Annotated in this window: 14 protein-coding genes; 5 read left to right on the top strand and 9 right to left on the bottom strand. The window is 61.9% G+C overall.

The window, feature by feature from the left end; all coding sequences use genetic code 11:
* Nucleotides 1-199: 199 nt before the first annotated feature.
* The 3 genes from BUE15_RS13910 to BUE15_RS13915 all read left to right on the top strand — a co-directional run bounded on the left by BUE15_RS13910 (nucleotide 200) and on the right by BUE15_RS13915 (nucleotide 4,863).
* Nucleotides 200-2,818 carry a PIG-L family deacetylase gene (locus tag BUE15_RS13910; RefSeq protein ID WP_073286180.1) on the top strand — a complete coding sequence of 873 codons (2,619 nt, stop codon included), beginning with the start codon at nucleotides 200-202 and terminating at the stop codon, nucleotides 2,816-2,818.
* A gap of 186 nt (nucleotides 2,819-3,004) precedes the next feature.
* Nucleotides 3,005-3,136 carry a hypothetical protein gene (locus BUE15_RS22505; protein WP_262987464.1) on the top strand — a complete coding sequence of 44 codons (132 nt, stop codon included), beginning with the start codon at nucleotides 3,005-3,007 and terminating at the stop codon, nucleotides 3,134-3,136.
* Nucleotides 3,133-4,863 (top strand): sodium:solute symporter family protein, encoded by a 1,731-nt coding sequence (locus tag BUE15_RS13915; RefSeq protein WP_073286183.1) that lies wholly within the window; start codon nucleotides 3,133-3,135, stop codon nucleotides 4,861-4,863. Before BUE15_RS22505 ends, BUE15_RS13915 begins: the two co-directional genes overlap by 4 nt.
* 94 nt (nucleotides 4,864-4,957) lie before the next feature.
* Here BUE15_RS13915 and BUE15_RS13920 read toward each other — a convergent pair whose 3' ends face one another.
* From BUE15_RS13920 to BUE15_RS13955, 8 genes are all read right to left on the bottom strand, one after another.
* Nucleotides 4,958-5,842, bottom strand: coding sequence for a DUF2911 domain-containing protein (locus BUE15_RS13920; protein WP_073286186.1), 885 nt, complete (start codon nucleotides 5,840-5,842; stop codon nucleotides 4,958-4,960).
* A gap of 123 nt (nucleotides 5,843-5,965) precedes the next feature.
* Nucleotides 5,966-6,496, bottom strand: coding sequence for a hypothetical protein (locus BUE15_RS13925; RefSeq protein ID WP_139252308.1), 531 nt, complete (start codon nucleotides 6,494-6,496; stop codon nucleotides 5,966-5,968).
* Nucleotides 6,497-6,544: 48 nt separating this feature from the next.
* On the bottom strand, nucleotides 6,545-7,540 hold the full coding sequence (locus BUE15_RS13930; RefSeq protein ID WP_073286191.1) for a cation diffusion facilitator family transporter: 996 nt from the start codon (nucleotides 7,538-7,540) through the stop codon (nucleotides 6,545-6,547).
* 114 nt (nucleotides 7,541-7,654) lie between these two features.
* A complete protein-coding gene (locus BUE15_RS13935; RefSeq protein ID WP_073286194.1) occupies nucleotides 7,655-9,490 on the bottom strand; it encodes an ABC transporter ATP-binding protein in 1,836 nt (611 codons plus the stop codon).
* Between the two features lie 114 nt (nucleotides 9,491-9,604).
* Nucleotides 9,605-10,084 (bottom strand): energy transducer TonB, encoded by a 480-nt coding sequence (locus tag BUE15_RS13940; protein WP_073286197.1) that lies wholly within the window; start codon nucleotides 10,082-10,084, stop codon nucleotides 9,605-9,607.
* An 83-nt stretch (nucleotides 10,085-10,167) separates the two neighbouring features.
* Entirely contained in the window at nucleotides 10,168-11,649 is a 1,482-nt protein-coding gene (locus BUE15_RS13945; protein WP_073286200.1) for a sodium:solute symporter, read from the bottom strand.
* A gap of 157 nt (nucleotides 11,650-11,806) precedes the next feature.
* A complete protein-coding gene (locus BUE15_RS13950; protein ID WP_073286203.1) occupies nucleotides 11,807-12,823 on the bottom strand; it encodes an MBL fold metallo-hydrolase in 1,017 nt (338 codons plus the stop codon).
* Nucleotides 12,824-12,913: 90 nt separating this feature from the next.
* Nucleotides 12,914-13,504, bottom strand: a complete 591-nt coding sequence (locus tag BUE15_RS13955) for a hypothetical protein (protein WP_073286206.1) — start codon at nucleotides 13,502-13,504, stop codon at nucleotides 12,914-12,916.
* A 142-nt stretch (nucleotides 13,505-13,646) separates the two neighbouring features.
* On the opposite strand from BUE15_RS13955, the gene BUE15_RS13960 reads away from it, so the two are divergent.
* A complete protein-coding gene (locus tag BUE15_RS13960) occupies nucleotides 13,647-14,300 on the top strand; it encodes a hypothetical protein (RefSeq protein WP_073286209.1) in 654 nt (217 codons plus the stop codon).
* Here BUE15_RS13960 and BUE15_RS13965 read toward each other — a convergent pair.
* Entirely contained in the window at nucleotides 14,297-15,541 is a 1,245-nt protein-coding gene (locus tag BUE15_RS13965; RefSeq protein ID WP_073286212.1) for an MFS transporter, read from the bottom strand. The two genes, BUE15_RS13960 and BUE15_RS13965, sit on opposite strands and share 4 nt — an antisense overlap.
* Nucleotides 15,542-15,648: 107 nt before the next feature.
* Between BUE15_RS13965 and BUE15_RS13970 the strand changes: the two genes are divergently transcribed.
* Nucleotides 15,649-16,380: a Bax inhibitor-1/YccA family protein gene (locus tag BUE15_RS13970; RefSeq protein WP_073286214.1), complete on the top strand. Its 732-nt coding sequence runs from the start codon at nucleotides 15,649-15,651 to the stop codon at nucleotides 16,378-16,380.
* Nucleotides 16,381-16,406 lie beyond the last annotated feature (26 nt).

A 16,406-nucleotide genomic window follows, 5' to 3' on the forward strand; every position in this document is an offset into this window, starting at 1 on the left:
AGGAACTATACTGGGGGCTAGGGTTTGGTCAGGCAAGGGTGGGAGCGGGGCAGACGACATCGGGGTAGCGGCGACCGGCAGGACCGCTTAGGGTGGTCAGGCTGGCGGGAGGGCCGGCAGCGTGCGAAACTACCGGCTGCCGCCCCGAACAGAGACAACGCAGGCGGGTTATCTTCACGCCCTCAAGCTGCCCTACCGTATGCGTACACGTCTTTTCCGCGCCGCTTTGTCGGCGGTGATACTCACTCAGTCACTCATCCACTCATCCACCACCCAGGCGCAGGCGCCCAAAACCTGGTCGTCGTCGGAGATTCTGCTGGGACTCAGGAAGCTGAACGTGCTCGGCTCGGCGCTCTACGTGGCCGCCCACCCCGACGACGAAAACACCCGCCTCATCGCCTACATGGCCAATGGCCGCCTGCTGGAAACCGGCTACCTGAGCTGCACCCGCGGCGACGGCGGCCAGAACCTCATCGGGCCGGAGCTGCGCGAGGGGCTGGGCGTGATTCGGACGCAGGAGCTGCTGGCGGCCCGCCGCATTGATGGGGGCCGGCAGTTCTTCACCCGCGCCAACGACTTCGGCTTCTCCAAAACGCCCGAGGAAACCTTCACCATCTGGGATAAGGAGCAAGTGCTGGCCGATATGGTGTGGGTAATCCGCCAGCGCCGGCCCGACGTCATGATTACCCGCTTCCCGCCCGACGCCCGGGCCGGCCACGGCCACCACACGGCCTCGGCCATGCTGGCCATTGAGGCCTTCTCGGCCGCCGCCGACCCCAAGCGCTTCCCCGAGCAGCTGCAATACGTGCAGCCCTGGCAGGCCAAGCGCCTGCTCTGGAATACCGGCTCCTTCTTCGTGAAGCCCGGCGAGGACATGAGCCAGTACTTCAAGCTGGATGCCGGCGGCTTCAACCCGCTGCTGGGCCAGAGCTACGGCGAAATTGCCGCCCGCAGCCGCTCTCAGCACCGCAGCCAGGGCTTCGGCAGCAGTGCCCAGCGCGGCGAGGCCCCGGAGTATTTCCAGCTGCTGAAAGGCGAGCCCGCCAAAACTGACCTGTTCGACGGCGTGGACCTGACCTGGAACCGGGTGCCCGGCGGCGCAGCCGTGGGCAAGCTGATTGACGAGGTAATCCGCAAGTACGACCCCAGCAACCCCAGTGCGAGTGTGGCGGGGCTGAACAAAGTACTTTATGCTTTGCTTAAAGTGAAGGAAGTAAGTCCTTTCTGGAGTGAGGAGAAAGGCAATGAAGTTGCTGACTTGATGCAGGCGTGTCTGGGCCTGCGGGTTGAAGCGGTGGCCGCTGAGCCTACCGTAACACCTGGAAGCGTGTTAAGTCTGAAGGTGGACGCCGTAGCTAACCAACCCTTTAATGTGCAAGGCCTGTACTTCAATTGGTTTGTGAAAGACTCGACCCTTTACCGCAAGCCTTCACCGGCCAATACCGGTACCTTTGATGGGCCACCAGACATGGATGTGAAGGTGGGCCTTAACCAGCTATATAGTAAAAGTGTCGAAGTAGATGTGCCAGCGAAGCAGCTGGTATCCCAGCCCTATTGGCTATTGGAGCAGGGAACTACTGGCATGTATAAGCTGCCTGTAGTTTATGACCAGGAGCAGCCCAAATTCAGAGGTTACAGGGCTAATGACCATACCGTTGTGCAAGCAAGGGACTTAGTTGGATTACCCGAAAACCCTTCCCCTGCTTATGTATATGTCCAGATACCTATGGGGTATGGATTGGTTATGCGGGTTCCCATCCAATACAAAAGCACCGACCCGGTGGAAGGGGAGAAGTACCGCCCGCTGACGGTGGTGCCGCCGGTGGCCGTGAACATCGGCGGGCGGGCTTACGTGTTTGCCGATAACCAGCCTAAAACGGTGCCCGTGACGCTGCGGGCCGGCAAAGCGGGCGTGAAAGGTTCCGTGGCACTGACGTTGCCGCAAGGCTGGAAGTCGGAGCCGGCCAGCATTTCTTTTGACCTTGCCACCAAAGACGCCGAGCAGACCGTGCAGTTCCGGGTGCAGCCCGGCGCGGGTGCCGCGGAGGGCAAATCGGAGTTGCGGGCCGTGGCTACCGTGGACGGGCAGACGTATTCACGCGGCTACCAGCCCATCGAGTACAACCACATTCCTACCCAAATCCTGTTTCCGGAATCCGTGGCCCCACTCGTGAAGCTGGACCTCAAGCGCAAAGGCCAGGAAATCGGCTACCTGATGGGTGCCGGCGACGAAGTGCCCGACGCGCTGCGCCAGATTGGGTACACCGTCACGCTGCTCAAGCCCGAAGACCTCACCGAGCAGAACCTGCGCCGCTTCGATGCCGTGGTGCTGGGTGTGCGCGCCTACAACACTGTGGACCGCCTCAAAACCCTGCAGCCCAACCTGCTGAAGTACGTGGAGCAGGGCGGTAACCTGGTGGTGCAGTACGTGGTGAGCCGGGGCACCGTCATGCCGCAGATTGGCCCGTACCCGCTCACGCTCTCCTCCGACCGGGTGACCGTCGAAAACGCGCCCGTTACCTTCCTCAACCCCAGCCAGCCGCTGCTCAACACGCCCAACAAAATCACGAGCAGGGATTTTGAAGGCTGGGTGCAGGAGCAGGGCCTCTACTACCCTTCGCAGTGGGACCCGAAATACCAGACCGTACTCAGCTCCTCCGACCCCGGCGAGAAAGCCAAGGAAAGCGCCATTCTGGTGGCCAACTACGGCAAGGGCCACTACATCTACACCGGTCTTTCGCTGTTTCGGGAGCTGCCCGCCGGCGTGCCCGGCGCCTACCGCCTGCTGACCAATATGGTGTCGTTGGGCAAGAAATAGGCCCTGCCCCGGTCCGATGTCGCAGGCATCCAACCGGTTGTCGCCGGAACGAGCTTCGTGCTGACGGCTGCCCAGATGGTGCTGGCAGCCGCAACGACGACCGGTCGGATGCCTGCGGCATCGGACCGGGGCAAAAGCGGCGGGCGGCAGCTTCTATTCCTGTGGTTTGCTTTACCTTCGTTTTCTATGGCTACTATCCCCGAATCTGAGAAGCCGCCGCTGTTGCCTTCGTGGCGCGCGTGGTACTGGCTGGTGCTGGCCGCCCTAACGGCAGAAGTAGCTTTCTTTTACTACCTGACCCGCGCTTTCGCTGCATGAGTACCTTCGACTGGCTGGTGCTCAGCAGCACGCTTATCTTCATCATTGGGTACGGGGCCTGGCGCACGCGCGGGGCCGGCGCCACGCTCGACTCGTATCTGCTCGGCGACCGGGACGCTTCCTGGTGGGGTGTGGGGCTGAGCATTATTGCCACCCAGGCTTCGGCCATCACCTTCCTCAGCACCCCCGGCCAGGCCTACGACGACGGCATGCGCTTCATTCAGTTCTACTTTGGCCTGCCACTGGCCATGGTCCTGATTGCGCTGTTTGCGGTGCCCATCTACCACCGGCTCCGCGTATTTACGGCCTACGAATACCTGGAAGGCCGCTTCGATAGGCGCACCCGCACGCTGGCGGCGCTGCTGTTTCTGGTGCAGCGCGGCCTCAGCAACGGCCTTTCGCTGTACGCACCTGCCTTGGTGCTGTCGGCTATTCTGGGCTGGAACATCAACCTGACTGTGTGGCTGCTGGGCGGTATCATGATTGCCTATACCGTGGCCGGCGGCACCCGCGCCGTGATGGTGACGCAGCAGGGGCAGGTGGCGGTTATCTTCACCGGTATGGTGGTGGCCGGCTACCTGCTGGTGCACTATCTGCCGCCCGAAGTGGGCTTCAAGGAGGCGCTGCAGGTGGCCGGCCATCAGGGCAAGCTCAATCTGGTCGACTTCACGTTCGACCCCACCGACCGGTACAACTTCTGGTCGGGGATGACGGGCGGCCTGTTTCTGGCCCTCTCGTACTTTGGCACCGACCAGAGCCAAGTGCAGCGCTACCTGGCGGGCCGTAGCATCACGCAGAGCCGCTTGGGCCTGCTCATGAACGGCCTCGTGAAGGTGCCTATGCAGTTCGGGATTCTGCTGATCGGGGTGTTGCTGTTCGTATTCTACCAGTTCAGCCCGTCGCCGCTCACCTTCAACCGCCCCGTGCACGACCGGGTGGCCCGCTCCGCCGAGTACGGCCCACAGCTGCGCACGCTGGAAGCCGAGCACGAAACCCTGTTTCTGGCCCGCCGCCAGGCTACTACCCAGCTCGTAGAGGCCCTGCACTCCGACGACCCGGCCCAGTTGGCCGCCGCCCAAACGCATCTGCAGGCCACCAACGCCGCCACCCGCGGCCTGCGCCAGCAGGCCCAGGAGCTGCTCAAGACAGCCGTGCCCTCCGCCGAAGCCAAAGACACCGACTACGTATTCCTGACGTTTGTGCTCAACTACCTGCCGCAGGGCCTGGTGGGGCTGCTGATTGCGGTGGTGCTGTCGGCGGCTATGGGCTCGGCAGCGGCGGGCCTCAACGCGCTGGCCTCCACCACCGTCATCGACCTGTACCGTCCCAGCCGCCCCCACGCCGATGAGGCGCACAACGTGCAGGCCTCGCGCTGGGCGGCCATTGGCTGGGGTGTGCTCGGCATCGGCTTTGCCACCTTCGCCGCCCGCCTCGAAAACCTGATTCAGGCCGTGAACATCCTCGGCTCGTTGTTCTACGGCACCATTCTGGGTATTTTCATGGTGGCTTTTTTTCTGAAGCGCGTAGGCGGCAAAGCGGTGTTCTGGTCGGCGGTGGTGGCCCAGGTAGTGGTGCTGCTGCTGTTCTGGAAGACGGATATCGGCTACCTGTGGTTCAACATCATCGGCAGCGTCATTGTGGTGGGCCTGAGCTTGCTGCTGGCCATTCTGCTGCCCGCCGAACCAGCCAGCCAGGCACCAACCGCCGCCGACCAGCCGGCAGTATAGCCTATTGAGCCGGCGGGCAGGCTGAGCTGCTACCAACAAAAAAGGCCTTTCGCTGTAAAGCGAAAGGCCTTTTGCATGAGTGAAGTGCCCGCGTTTACTTGGCGCCGTTCTTCTTGGCGCTAGCAATGATTTCGTCGTTCATCTTTACGTAGTCGGTGTTCTTGGCGGCCTGGGCCAGCGTGCGCGACTGCTCGGCGGCGGTGAGGGCGCCTTTGTAGTCCTTCATCTTCATCCGGATTTTAGCCTCGGTGTGCACGTTCCAGAACTTGGGGTCTTTCTCGTTGGCCTTCTGCATCCAGGTCAGAGCCTGCTTCAGGTCCTTGTCGTTGTCGTAGTAGTAGACGGCGGCGGCGGCCAGGTCGTTGGGGCCGGCCGAAGCGTTTTTCGCCACTTTCTCCTCAATCTGCGCCATCACCTTGGGGTCTACGTCGGCCACCACCTTGAACTTGGCGCCGGTCGTTTCCCACAGCATGTCCACGTTGGCGGTGGCCGGGGTCAGGTCAGAGAAATTGATGGTGAAAGTTTCGGCTTTCGTGGTCGTTTTGTAGGGCTTCACCGAGAAGCTGGCCACGTCATCGGCGGCTTTGTAGTTGGCCACGTTGCCGCCCTGCTTGGTGTCTTTGCTGAGCACCACGGTCCAAGTGGTTTTGCCGGGTACCGTGTACAGAGCGTATTCGCCGGCCGCCACTTTTTTGCCTTCCACCGTCACGTCATCCGAGAATTTGATGGTGGTGGAGTTGTTGGCACCCGTGCGCCAGCGCTTGGCGTAGGGTACAATGGCTTTGGAGGTAGAATCACCGAAAATAACCCGGCCCTTGGCGCTGGGCCGCGAATACGTGATGGTGATGTCGGTGAGGCCTACACGCTGCTGAATGGTGCTTTTGGGGCTGGGCTGCGGCGTACTGATCTGAGCCTGAGCGGTGAGCGGCGCCACGGCCAGCAGCGCTATTCCGGCGGAGAGAGAAAGAAGGGCTTTCATGAAAAGGAAAAAGTGAGAATGAGTAGCGGCCCAAAAGTAGCAAAACCCGCGTTGGAGCGCAGGTTTATGATTCATGAGCAAAAGACACAGCTTCAAACCGAAGGTGCAGCAGGCGGCAGAGCGCTACAGCTCCACTACCGAAACCTGCTGCTCGCGCAGCAGCGCCAGCGCGTCGGCGGGGGTAGCCGGGGCCTGCAGGCGGCGCAGGTCGAGGTAGTAGCACGCCGCTTCCGAGCGGTACAGCAGGAGCCAGTCGCCCACCCGGATGGCCCGCTGCAGCTGGTTCCAGCGGACGCCAAAGCTGCCGGAGGCGCTGTTGCCCCGCAACTGGTCGGCGTCCAGTGCAAAATCAATAGGCTGTTGCGCAACGGGGTTGCGGGCGAAGCCGCGCCGCAGCTGGTAGCGCACCAGTCCCGCGCGCAGCAGGCCGTAGAGCAGGCCCACGGCCAGCACAACCACGGTGCCCTGGTTGGTGAGTTGCCCGTTCTGCATTACATCCAGCGCCACGCTGGCGGCCAGCAGCAGCAAGGCCGCACCCAGCAGCCAGTGGTTGAAACGGGTGCGGCGCTGCCGTTGCCACATCCGGAAGTTCACGGCTATGAAGTCGGCCGAGGTCATCAGGACGCCGGGCGCGAGTAGGGGGAGAGTAGGCATAGGCTGAGTGAGGATGCGCGGCTGCGCGCACGGGTACAGGGTGGGCGACTATGCCTGCTCCGTCAGATAATGCCGCTCGTCCTTCATGGCGTTGGCCACGGTCCAGGGAATTTCGCGGGTGAAGGAATGCTGACGCACGGGGCAGTCGGGCATGTGGCAGTGCGAGCAGGCGGCAAATGAGCAGGGGTCGGCGTGCACGAACATTTCCACTTCCACCTCAAACCGGCCCCGGATAAAATCCTCGATGCGGTGGACTTCGGTGTGCACTTCTTCCAGGCTGAAATAATATGGCATGCTCACGTGGCAGTCGATGTGCAGATTGGCCCCGTAGCGCAGTACGCGCAGGTTGTGCACGTCTATCCAGGCGGGCTGGCGTAGCACCTGCAGCTCCCCGATAACCTGCGCCACTGTGGTCACGTCCGACTCGTCCATGAGGCCGCCTACCGAGCGGCGCACCATGCGGTAGCCGTTCACGACGATAAAGATGCCCAGCAGCACCGACGCCCCGGAGTCGAAGAGCACGTTGCCGGTGAGCAGCACCAGCAGCAGCGCCGCGCACGACACCAGCGTGCTGAGCGAGTCCAGGTACAGGTGCTGCCCGTCGCCGACCAGCGCAGGGGAGTGGTGCTTGCGGCCCGCGCGCACCAGCACAAACCCCACCAGCAGGTTGATAACAGCCGTGGCGGCCAGCAGCGCCATGCCCCAGCCCGGCTGCTCCAGCGCGTGCGGATACAGAAACGACTTGACGGCCGAGTAGAAAATAAAGCCGCCCGCCATCAAGATCAGGCCGCCTTCAAACCCTACCGACAAATGCTCAATTTTGCCGTGGCCGTAGGGGTGGTTTTCGTCTTTGGGCCGGCTGGCCAGGTACACGCTGTAGAGGGCAAATGCGCTGGCTACCACGTTGATGATGGATTCCAGCGCATCGGTCAGAACGGCCTGCGAGCGGGTGAGGAAGTAAGCATAGAACTTCACCAGCACCAGCGCCAGGCTCACCACGAGCGAAAGCAAAGCCAGACGTTGTTTGAGGCGCGCGATGGACATAGGGGGCGTGGTCAGAACCGTCCTTGACGTTGGACAGGAAGGACAGTACAAAAATACGCCGCTCCGGATTCCGAAGCGGCGCAGAAATACAAAGCTAGCGGGAATACGCTAATCCTAGCTCAACTCAAACTGCAGCTTAAGCAGGTTGGCGTAGAGGCCGTTGTCGTTGTGGGCCAGCTCGTCATGGGTGCCGTGTTCCACAATGCGGCCGCCGTCGATTACCAGAATCTTGTCGGCTTTGCGGATGGTGCTCAGGCGGTGGGCAATGATGATGCTGGTGCGGTGCTGCATCAGCTCGTCCATGGCTTGCTGCACCAGATGCTCACTTTCCGAGTCGAGGGAGGAAGTGGCTTCGTCGAGAATCAGGATAGCAGGGTTTTTCAGGATGGCGCGGGCAATGGCCACGCGCTGGCGCTGCCCGCCGCTCAGCTTGATGCCCCGCTCGCCGACCAGCGTATCCAGGCCCTCCGGAAACGACTCAATGAACTGCCAGGCGTTGGCTTTGCGAGCCGCCTGCACCACTTCGTCGTCGGTAGCGTCGGTTTTGCCATAGGCAATATTTTCCCGGATGCTGCCCCCAAACAGAATGGTTTCCTGCGGCACAATACCGATGTGGCCCCGCAGCTCCGTCAGGTCGTACTGGCTGATAGGGCGGCCGTCAATCAGGATTTTGCCGCCGCTCAGCTCATAAAACTGCATCAGCAGCTGCACAATCGTGGATTTGCCGGCGCCCGACGGGCCTACCAGCGCAATCTTCTCGCCAGCCTGAATTGTGAAGCTGATGTCCTTGAGGACGGCCAGATCGGGGCGGGTGGGGTAGCGGAAGGCCACGTTCTGGTAGTCGATGTCGCCGCGGACTTCCAGCGGGGCCCGGCCGGCCACGCGCGGCTGGTGGGTAGGCTCGGTGGGCTCGTCGAGTATCTCCAGAATCCGCTCGGAGGCGCCCAGCGTGCTCTGCACTTTGCCGTACAGCTCGCCCAGGCCGCCCACCGAAGCGCCAATGAAGATGGTATAGAGGCCAAACGAGAACAGCTCACCCGTCGACATCTGGCCCGCCGCCACCAGGGAAGCTGCCCGCCACAGCACCAGAATAATGCCGCTGAACAACCCGATAATCACGAACGACACGAAACCGCCGCGGTACAGGTTGCTTTTCAGGGCCGCCCGCAGCGTATTGGTGAGCGACGCGGTGTAGCGCCGGGTTTCAAACTGCTCGTTGGTGAAGGCTTTCACTGTGTTGATGCCCTGCAGCGTCTCCTCCACAATGACGTTGGTTTTGGCCAGCTCGTCCTGCGTTGCCTTCGACAGTACCCGGATTTTGCGCCCGAACACCATAGCCAGCAGCACGATGGGCGGGAAAGTGAGCAGCATAAACAACGACAGCTTCACCGACACCATCATAATGAACGTGACGCCCACAATCAGGGTCATCACCTGCCGGAACAGCTCGGCCAGCGTCAGCGAAAACGTGTCCTGAATCTGGCTTACATCCGACGTAATGCGCGAGGTGATGGCTCCAACCCGGTTCTTCTCGAAGTAAGGAATCGGCAGACTCACGAACTTGGTGTAGAGCGCCTGCCGGATGTCGCGCACCGTAAACTCGCTTACCTGCGTCACGAACCAGATGCGACCGAACGAAAACAAGCCCTGAAGCAGAATGATGCCGAACAGCGCCAGCGCAATCTGGCTGATGCTGAGCGCCACGCCATTGGGCAGCACGAATGGCTTGCCGGTGGCGGCGTCGGTTAGCTTGCCAATCACCCACGGCACGCACATGGTGGTGGCGCTGGATAAGGTCAGCAGCACCAGGCCGATGATGAACTTGGTGCGGTAGGGCAGCACGTAGCGGAAAATCCGCAGGCCGTGCTGCAGGCTTTGTTTAGTGAGCTTCTTCTTTTCGGGCTCCGGCGCGAGGTCGGTGCCACTGGTATTCATTCCACTTCGAGCCATTCGCTTTATAGGAGGGAGAAAATAGCAGTGAGAAGCAAGGCCTGTTGAGTTCCGTTCTAGACGGTAGCTGAACAAGCCTTGCTTCTCGCTGCTGGTTTCTTATGTATCGGTTTGCTATTCAAATTTCGGTTTTCCCTGCTCCACTTCCAGGATGCTGCCATTGGCGAAAGGCACCGGCAGCCGGACCTGTACCGGTACCGGCTCGCCCTTGCGGGTGGCGGGCTTCCAGGCCGGCATCAGGGCCAGCACCCGCAGCGCCTCCGCATCGCACTCCGCCGACAGCGACTTGGCCACCACCGGGTTGCTCAGGCGGCCATCCGTGCCGACAGTGGCCGTTACTTCCACGTTGCCAGTAAGGCTTTTGACGCGCGCGGCCTCCGGATACTTTACGTTCTCCTGAAAAAAAGCCCCCATTGCCTGCGCTCCGCCCGGATACTGCGGGGCCACATCGGGGCGGTTGGCGGCCGGCCGGGCCTGGGCCTGCATGCGGCCCGCCTTCAGCTCAATAGGCTGCCGGGTGGGCGAAGCGGGCTGCTGAGCCAGCGCCCGGTAGCCCGAAGCTACGAGTAGCAGCAGGAGGAACAGATGTTTCATAGAGCAGGGAACAGCACGGCGGAGCAGGGCCCGGCCGTGTAGTACAGCAGCGCAAAGGTACGCCGACTTCCCCTAAACAACCCCTACGCAACCGGGTTCAATTCCAGGTTGCGGGGGCGCGAAATTGCCAGCAGGCCCAGGAAGGTGATGAGTCCGTTCAGCATTAGAATCTCGAAACCAAACTCATAGCCCCACCAGGCCTTGGAGTTGGCATTGATAAACCACGTCAGCAGTGGGGCCACCACGCACACGGGCAGCACCAGCTTGTCGTGGAGGCCGCGGCTGGTGAAGATGCCGAACGAAAACAGCCCCAGCAGCGGCCCATAAGTGTAGCCGGCCGCCTTAAACACGGACGTAATAACGCTCTGGTCGTTGATGGCCCGGAAAATCAGGATGATGATAATCAGGACAATAGAGAAGCCGAAGTGCGTAGCCTGGCGCAGTTGCTTCTGTTTAGCCTCATCATACTGCTTGATGTCGAGCATGTCCACGCAAAACGAGGTGGTGAGAGCCGTGAGGGCCGAGTCGGCGGAAGCGTAGGTGACGGCAATAATGCCCAGAATGAACACAACACCCGCAAACAGCGAGAAGTGGTTGGTAGCCAGCAGCGGAAACACGTTGTCGCCGATGAGCTTGCCGGTGGCCGGATCGGTGGGCAGCGCAATGCCTTTGGCTGCGGCAAACTGGTACAGCAACACCCCCAGCGACAGGAAAAACACGTTTACGAGCACAATGGCCAGCGTAAACCAGAACATGTTTTTCTGCGCGTCGGGCAGCGAGCGGCAGCTTAGGTTCTTCTGCATCATGTCCTGGTCGAGGCCGGTCATAACGATGGTGATGAACGCGCCCGAGGCAAACTGCTTCCAGAAGAATTTGTCGTCTTTGGGGTCGGAGAAGTAAATCTGCGACATGGCGCTTTCCTTCACCGTCTTCACCAGCCCGGCAAAGCCCAGGTTCAGCTCGTCGGCCATCAGGTAGATGCTCACGGCCACACACACCAGCATGGCCAGCGTCTGGAAAGTATCGGTCCAGAGGATGGTTTTGAGGCCGCCCTTGAACGTGTAGAGGTAAATCAGGAAGATGCTGACCGTTACGGTAACGGCAAACGGTACGCCCAGCCCGTCGAACACGGCAAACTGCAGCACGCCTGCCACCAGAAACAGCCGGAACGCCGCGCCCACGGCCCGCGAAATCAGGAAGAACAGGGCCCCGGTCTTGTAGCTCCAGAACCCGAACCGCTGCTCCAGGTAGGTGTAGATGCTCACCAGCTGCATGCGGTAGTAGAGCGGCATGAGCACGGTTCCAATCACCAGATAGCCCACGATATAGCCCAGCACCACGGCCATGTAGCTCCAGCTCTGAGTGGCCACCATGCCCGGAATGGAAATGAACGTGACCCCGGAAAGTGAGGTGCCAATCATGGCAAAGGCCACCATGTACCAGGGCGCGTTGCGGTTGGCAATGAAGAACGACTCACTCGTGGCCTTCCGGGAAGTGAGGTAGGCAATGATGATGAGAACGACGAAATAGCCCGCAATCAGGCTCAGAATAAGGGTGGGAGACATGCGCTAGGCGTGAGGGGTAGAGGTCAGTTGCCGCTGGTCGGTTGGCAGACTCCAGTTCAGCCACGGGCCCGACCAATCAATAAAACGGTACCAAAGCTACCAACTCCCCGCCAACAATCGGCAACCGGCCCGTAACGGCCCACCACCAGCCCGGCTCTTATTCCCAGTCCTGCCAGCGTAGCACTTCGCCCACGGCCGGTACGTGCAGCTCGCCGCGCAGCATGCCGCCGTGCGCTACCTGCTGCAACTCGCGCAGTGGCTCGGAGGCCGGTTCGTCGCTCAGGTCGAAGGTGCCGTAATGCATGGGTACCACGTGGCCCGCCCGCAGCAGGTTGGCCGCTTTGGCCGCCTCGTGCGGATTTACGTGGCTGAGCTGCATCATGTAGGCCGGCTTATAGGCGCCAATCGGCATCAGCACAATATCCAGCGGGCCAAACTGCTTCTCAATTTCCTCGAAATGGCTCGCCAGCGAGGTGTCGCCGGCGAAGTAGAGGGTCAGGCCATCGGGCAGGCGCAGCAGAAAGGAGCCCCACAGTACCCGGTTCAAATCAGCAAGGCCGCGGCGGTGCCAGTGGGAGGCGGGCAGGTAGAACAGCTCGAATGGCGCTTCCGGGCCCAGGTCGTACTGCTGCCACCAGCCGGCCTCCTGCACCGGCAGGCCGGGCGCCATGCCGCGCAGCAGCGGAGTCATGCTCAGCGACGTCAGCACCTGCAGGCCGGGGTTCTGGCGGGCCAGCAGCCGCACCGATTTCTCGTCCAGATGGTCGCGGTGGCCGTGGCTGAGCAGCAGGTAGTCGAGGCCCGACAGGTCTTCGGGGCGGCACGGCAGCGCATGGCGGCGGCGCAGTCCCAGCGACGAAAACAGGAGCGGGTCGAAGGCCAGCAGCTTGCCGCCCACGCGCAGCAGAAACGAGGCGTGCCCCAGCCACACCAGCCCGTCTTCCCGGCTCTGCAGAAACGGCGTGCAGTCTACTACCTCCGGCACCCAGGTATCGGCCTTTTTCTCCTGCTTCTGCGGATTCTCGCTCAGCTGCCACTTCAGCACCGTCCCGAACGTAGGCTCGTAGAGCTCCTCGCCGTTGCAGTACTCGCGGCCTATCATCTTGTTGCCGGGGTAGTGAGGTTTGATGGTGCGTAGCTGCGGATTGCTGACGTAGCGCGGGGCGGAGGCCATAACGGGAAGGAATGCAGTAGGAATAGCAAAGAAACAGCAAAGCCCCGGAACCTGCCGGGGCCTTGAAGCCGAAGAGAGTTCACCTACGGGCTACCAGAAGCCGCCCGACAAGCCCGGTACGTAGCCCGGAAACGCCGTGCCCTGCCCGTTGCTCATGCGCAGCCCACCCGAAATGGAGAAGTTTTCGGTAATCAGGTAGTCGGCGCGCAGGCTCATGCCCGAGCCCATGCTGCCAAAACCGGCGTACGGATTGATGCGGGGCTGGCCGTTCGGAATCTCCTTCCAGGCCGTGCCCGTGAGAGCCAGCCGCGGCGACACTGCATATTGCGCGCCGCCCTGCAGCAGAAACTGGTTGTAGCCGGCCCAGGGGCGCAGCTGGTGGTCGGGGGCGGCCGTGGGATAGAAGGCGGGGCCGGGCGTTACGCGCAGGTAGGTGAGGCCCCCGAACACCGTGAGGCGCGGCGTGAGGCGGTAGCTGGCAATCGGGCTCAGATAAGCCGCCGTGCCCAGCCGGCCCGCCGTCATCATGCCTGCGCTGAACTGCACATTCTGGCGCGGCCCGCGCAAACCCGGCAGCAGCGGCGCACCCAGGCCGGCGGTAGCGGCCGGCGTGAAGTCGGCTTGGGCGAAGGCGCTGCCGGTAAGCAGCAGGCAGGCGGCGAAAGGGGAAAGACGAAGCATAGCACGGCAAAAATAGGACGGCGGATACTCAATAGACGCGAAACGACCCCGGAAAGTGGCACGAGGCGGGCGCGGCTCCTGAAAAGGTACCGCCAGCCCGCTAAAAAGTTGGTATCTAGCGCCGAATTATTCCTGTTGCACTATGCCCGCTGAGTTTATCCAGTACCAGACCTTCCTGACAGCCGAGGCCGCTCAGCCGCTGCTTATGCTGCTCAGCCAGCAGGAAATTCCCTTCGAAACCAACTCCGACCAGCACAGCTTCGACCCCGCTTTCGCTTACAACAACGCCCGCGCCCAGTTTACCGTGAAACTGCGGCAACAGGACTTCCTGACGGCCCGCGGCCTGGAAGCGGCCATCAATGAGCAGCGCACCACCGAGGTGGATGCCGACCACTACCTGTTTGGCTTCACCGACGACGAGCTGTTCGACATCCTGGCCAAGCCCGACGAGTGGAGCAACTTCGATGTAACGCTGGCCCGCCGGATTCTGCAGCAGCGCGGCCGCGACGTGTCGGAAGATACGGTGCTGCTGCTGCGCCAAAACCGGCTGGCGGCGCTGGCCCAGCCCGAGGAAAGCCAGAAAACCTGGATTGTGGCGGGCTACCTGTTTGCGCTGCTGGGCGGCTTGTTGGGCCTTCTGATTGGCTGGCACCTGTCGTCGCACCGCAAAACGCTGCCCGATGGCCGCCAGCTACTTGCTTACTCCGAAGCCGACCGCGCCCACGGCCGCCGGATTCTGTGGCTGAGTGCCCTGGGCCTCATCATCAGCATAGCAGCACGCAACTTAGGTGATTAGCGGGCTTCGGGCGCGGGGCTAGCTACCGGCCGGCTGGGCATGCGCCACGCGGCCAGCACCGCCACTGCCACCAGGCACAGCGTAAACCAGGCCCACGGCAGCCGCAGATCCAGCACCGAAAGGCCCCCGAACACCAGCGTAGTGACAAAGCTGGCCAGCCCCTGAAACGCCTGGTTCAAGCCGAAAATTTCGCCCCGGTCAGCATCGGTGGTGCGCTGGGCGAGCAGGCCTTCCAGCAGCCCCTGAATCAAGGACAGCGTCAGGCAGTCGATGACGACGACCACGTACAGCGCCACCACCGACGTGCCCACCAGCCCGTAGGCGGCCAGCACGGGCGCACCCAGGGCCGCCAGCCACACAATGGCCCGGCGCTGGTTGATCCGGTCGGCGAAGTAAGTGTAAAACACGTAGTTGAGCACGATGCTGAGCGCGCCGAAGCACATGAAAAAGTAGGAGATGGAGCGCGCGTCCATCTGCAGTTCGCCCAGGCTCATGAACGGCACCATATAGAAATAGTAGCCCGTGCTGAGCGTGAGAGCCACCTGCGTGAGCACAATGCGGCGAAGGCCGGGCGTGGCCGCTTCTTTGTCGCGCAGCCGCGCCCAGAGCGTGAGCGGGTTGAGGGCCAGGGCCAGCTCACTGCGCAGCTCAGCGCCCCGCACGCCGTTGCGGCGGGTGTGCGTTTCGCGCAGGAACACGCTCAGCAGCACGTTCAGGGCCGCCAGCACCAGTCCCAGCCGCACCACGTAGGCAGCTTCCTGGCCGGTTGGCACCTCCAGCACCGTCAGCAGCGCCCCCGACACCATGGGGCCCAGCACAAAGCCCAGCGAGATGATGGCGCCTTCCACGCCCAGATTTTTGAACAGCTTGTCGGGGTCGGAAATGTCGGTGATGGCCGAGCGTACGGTGGCGTACATGCCGTTGGTGAGGCCGTCGGAGGCGCGGTTCACGAAAAACAGCCCCGCTCGTACCGGCAGCAGCAGCGCATTGGCCAGCAGCGTGCCCACCGCCGACAGAATAAAGATGGGCCGCCGCCCGTACCCGTCGCTGAGCCGCCCGAGCACCGGTGCCGAAAACAGCTGCACCCCCAGAAACAGCCCCGTCCCGACGGAAAGCCACAGCTGCGGCTCCGGCAGCCCGCGCACAAACTCCGGCATCACCGGCCCGATAGCCGCCCCCACAATCACGTCGATGAGGATGATGAGGTAGATGTGGGGCAGGCGGCGGTCCGGAGTGGGCATAATGCAAAGGTAGCCGTAGGACGTTGCCTGCCGGGGTGGGGGTAGGTTTGTGCCTGGCAAACTCCTAATTTGCCTCGTCTCTATCTCTCACTCCCATTTCTATTTTCATGGAAGACTTTACTTCTGAAGACTATCAGGAGCCGCAGGCACAAATCACCTTGTCACCGGAGGAAGCGTCGCAGGTGATGTCGCGCTTTATGGTGCAGGTATACGGCTGGATGGCCGGGGCCTTGGCCGTCAGCGGGGCTGTGGCAATGGCCGTTGCCTCAATGCCGGTATTGCAGGAGCTGGTATTCGGCAACCGGTTCGTATTCCTGGGCTTGCTGCTGGCCGAAATTGTGGTGGTTGGCTTCCTGTCGCGCAAGGCGTTTGAGTGGTCGGCCGGCACGACTACGGCCGCATTTATGGGCTATTCGGTGCTCAATGGCCTTACGTTGGGCATCATCTTCATGGTGTACACTATGGAGTCGATTTCCTCCACCTTCTTCATTACGGCCGGCACGTTCGGCGTGATGAGCCTGTACGGCTACTTCACCCGCACCGACCTTTCCCGGTGGGGAAATCTGCTGTTCATGGGGCTTATCGGCCTCATCATTGCGTCGGTCGTGAATATTTTCCTCAACAGCCCGGCCCTCTACTGGATTTCCAGCTTCGTGGGCGTGCTGCTGTTCACGGCCCTCACGGCCTACGACACCCAGAAAGTGAAAATGCTGGCTTTCCTGGGCTACCAAGACGACGCTACCGACCGCAAAGCCGCCGTGCTGGGTGCCCTCACGCTGTATCTGGATTTCGTGAACCTCTTCCTGTTCCTGCTGCGCATCTTCGGGCGTCGGCGCTAACAGATTAGTTTCCGCCACTAAAAAAG

Source organism: Hymenobacter psychrotolerans DSM 18569 (assembly GCF_900142395.1).
In the GTDB taxonomy this organism is placed as follows: domain Bacteria; phylum Bacteroidota; class Bacteroidia; order Cytophagales; family Hymenobacteraceae; genus Hymenobacter; species Hymenobacter psychrotolerans.

Excerpts from the sequence above, each read along its gene's own strand:
- BUE15_RS13915 (WP_073286183.1), top strand. The coding sequence starts at position 3,133 with ATGAGTACCTTCGACTGGCTGGTGCTCAGCAGCACGCTTATCTTCATC.
- BUE15_RS13945 (WP_073286200.1), bottom strand. The coding sequence starts at position 11,649 with ATGTCTCCCACCCTTATTCTGAGCCTGATTGCGGGCTATTTCGTCGTT.
- BUE15_RS13970 (WP_073286214.1), top strand. The coding sequence starts at position 15,649 with ATGGAAGACTTTACTTCTGAAGACTATCAGGAGCCGCAGGCACAAATC.
- BUE15_RS13940 (WP_073286197.1), bottom strand. The coding sequence starts at position 10,084 with ATGAAACATCTGTTCCTCCTGCTGCTACTCGTAGCTTCGGGCTACCGG.
- BUE15_RS13965 (WP_073286212.1), bottom strand. The coding sequence starts at position 15,541 with ATGCCCACTCCGGACCGCCGCCTGCCCCACATCTACCTCATCATCCTC.
- BUE15_RS13960 (WP_073286209.1), top strand. The coding sequence starts at position 13,647 with ATGCCCGCTGAGTTTATCCAGTACCAGACCTTCCTGACAGCCGAGGCC.
- BUE15_RS13910 (WP_073286180.1), top strand. The coding sequence starts at position 200 with ATGCGTACACGTCTTTTCCGCGCCGCTTTGTCGGCGGTGATACTCACT.
- BUE15_RS13935 (WP_073286194.1), bottom strand. The coding sequence starts at position 9,490 with ATGGCTCGAAGTGGAATGAATACCAGTGGCACCGACCTCGCGCCGGAG.
- BUE15_RS22505 (WP_262987464.1), top strand. The coding sequence starts at position 3,005 with ATGGCTACTATCCCCGAATCTGAGAAGCCGCCGCTGTTGCCTTCGTGG.
- BUE15_RS13930 (WP_073286191.1), bottom strand. The coding sequence starts at position 7,540 with ATGTCCATCGCGCGCCTCAAACAACGTCTGGCTTTGCTTTCGCTCGTG.
- BUE15_RS13925 (WP_139252308.1), bottom strand. The coding sequence starts at position 6,496 with ATGCCTACTCTCCCCCTACTCGCGCCCGGCGTCCTGATGACCTCGGCC.
- BUE15_RS13950 (WP_073286203.1), bottom strand. The coding sequence starts at position 12,823 with ATGGCCTCCGCCCCGCGCTACGTCAGCAATCCGCAGCTACGCACCATC.
- BUE15_RS13955 (WP_073286206.1), bottom strand. The coding sequence starts at position 13,504 with ATGCTTCGTCTTTCCCCTTTCGCCGCCTGCCTGCTGCTTACCGGCAGC.
- BUE15_RS13920 (WP_073286186.1), bottom strand. The coding sequence starts at position 5,842 with ATGAAAGCCCTTCTTTCTCTCTCCGCCGGAATAGCGCTGCTGGCCGTG.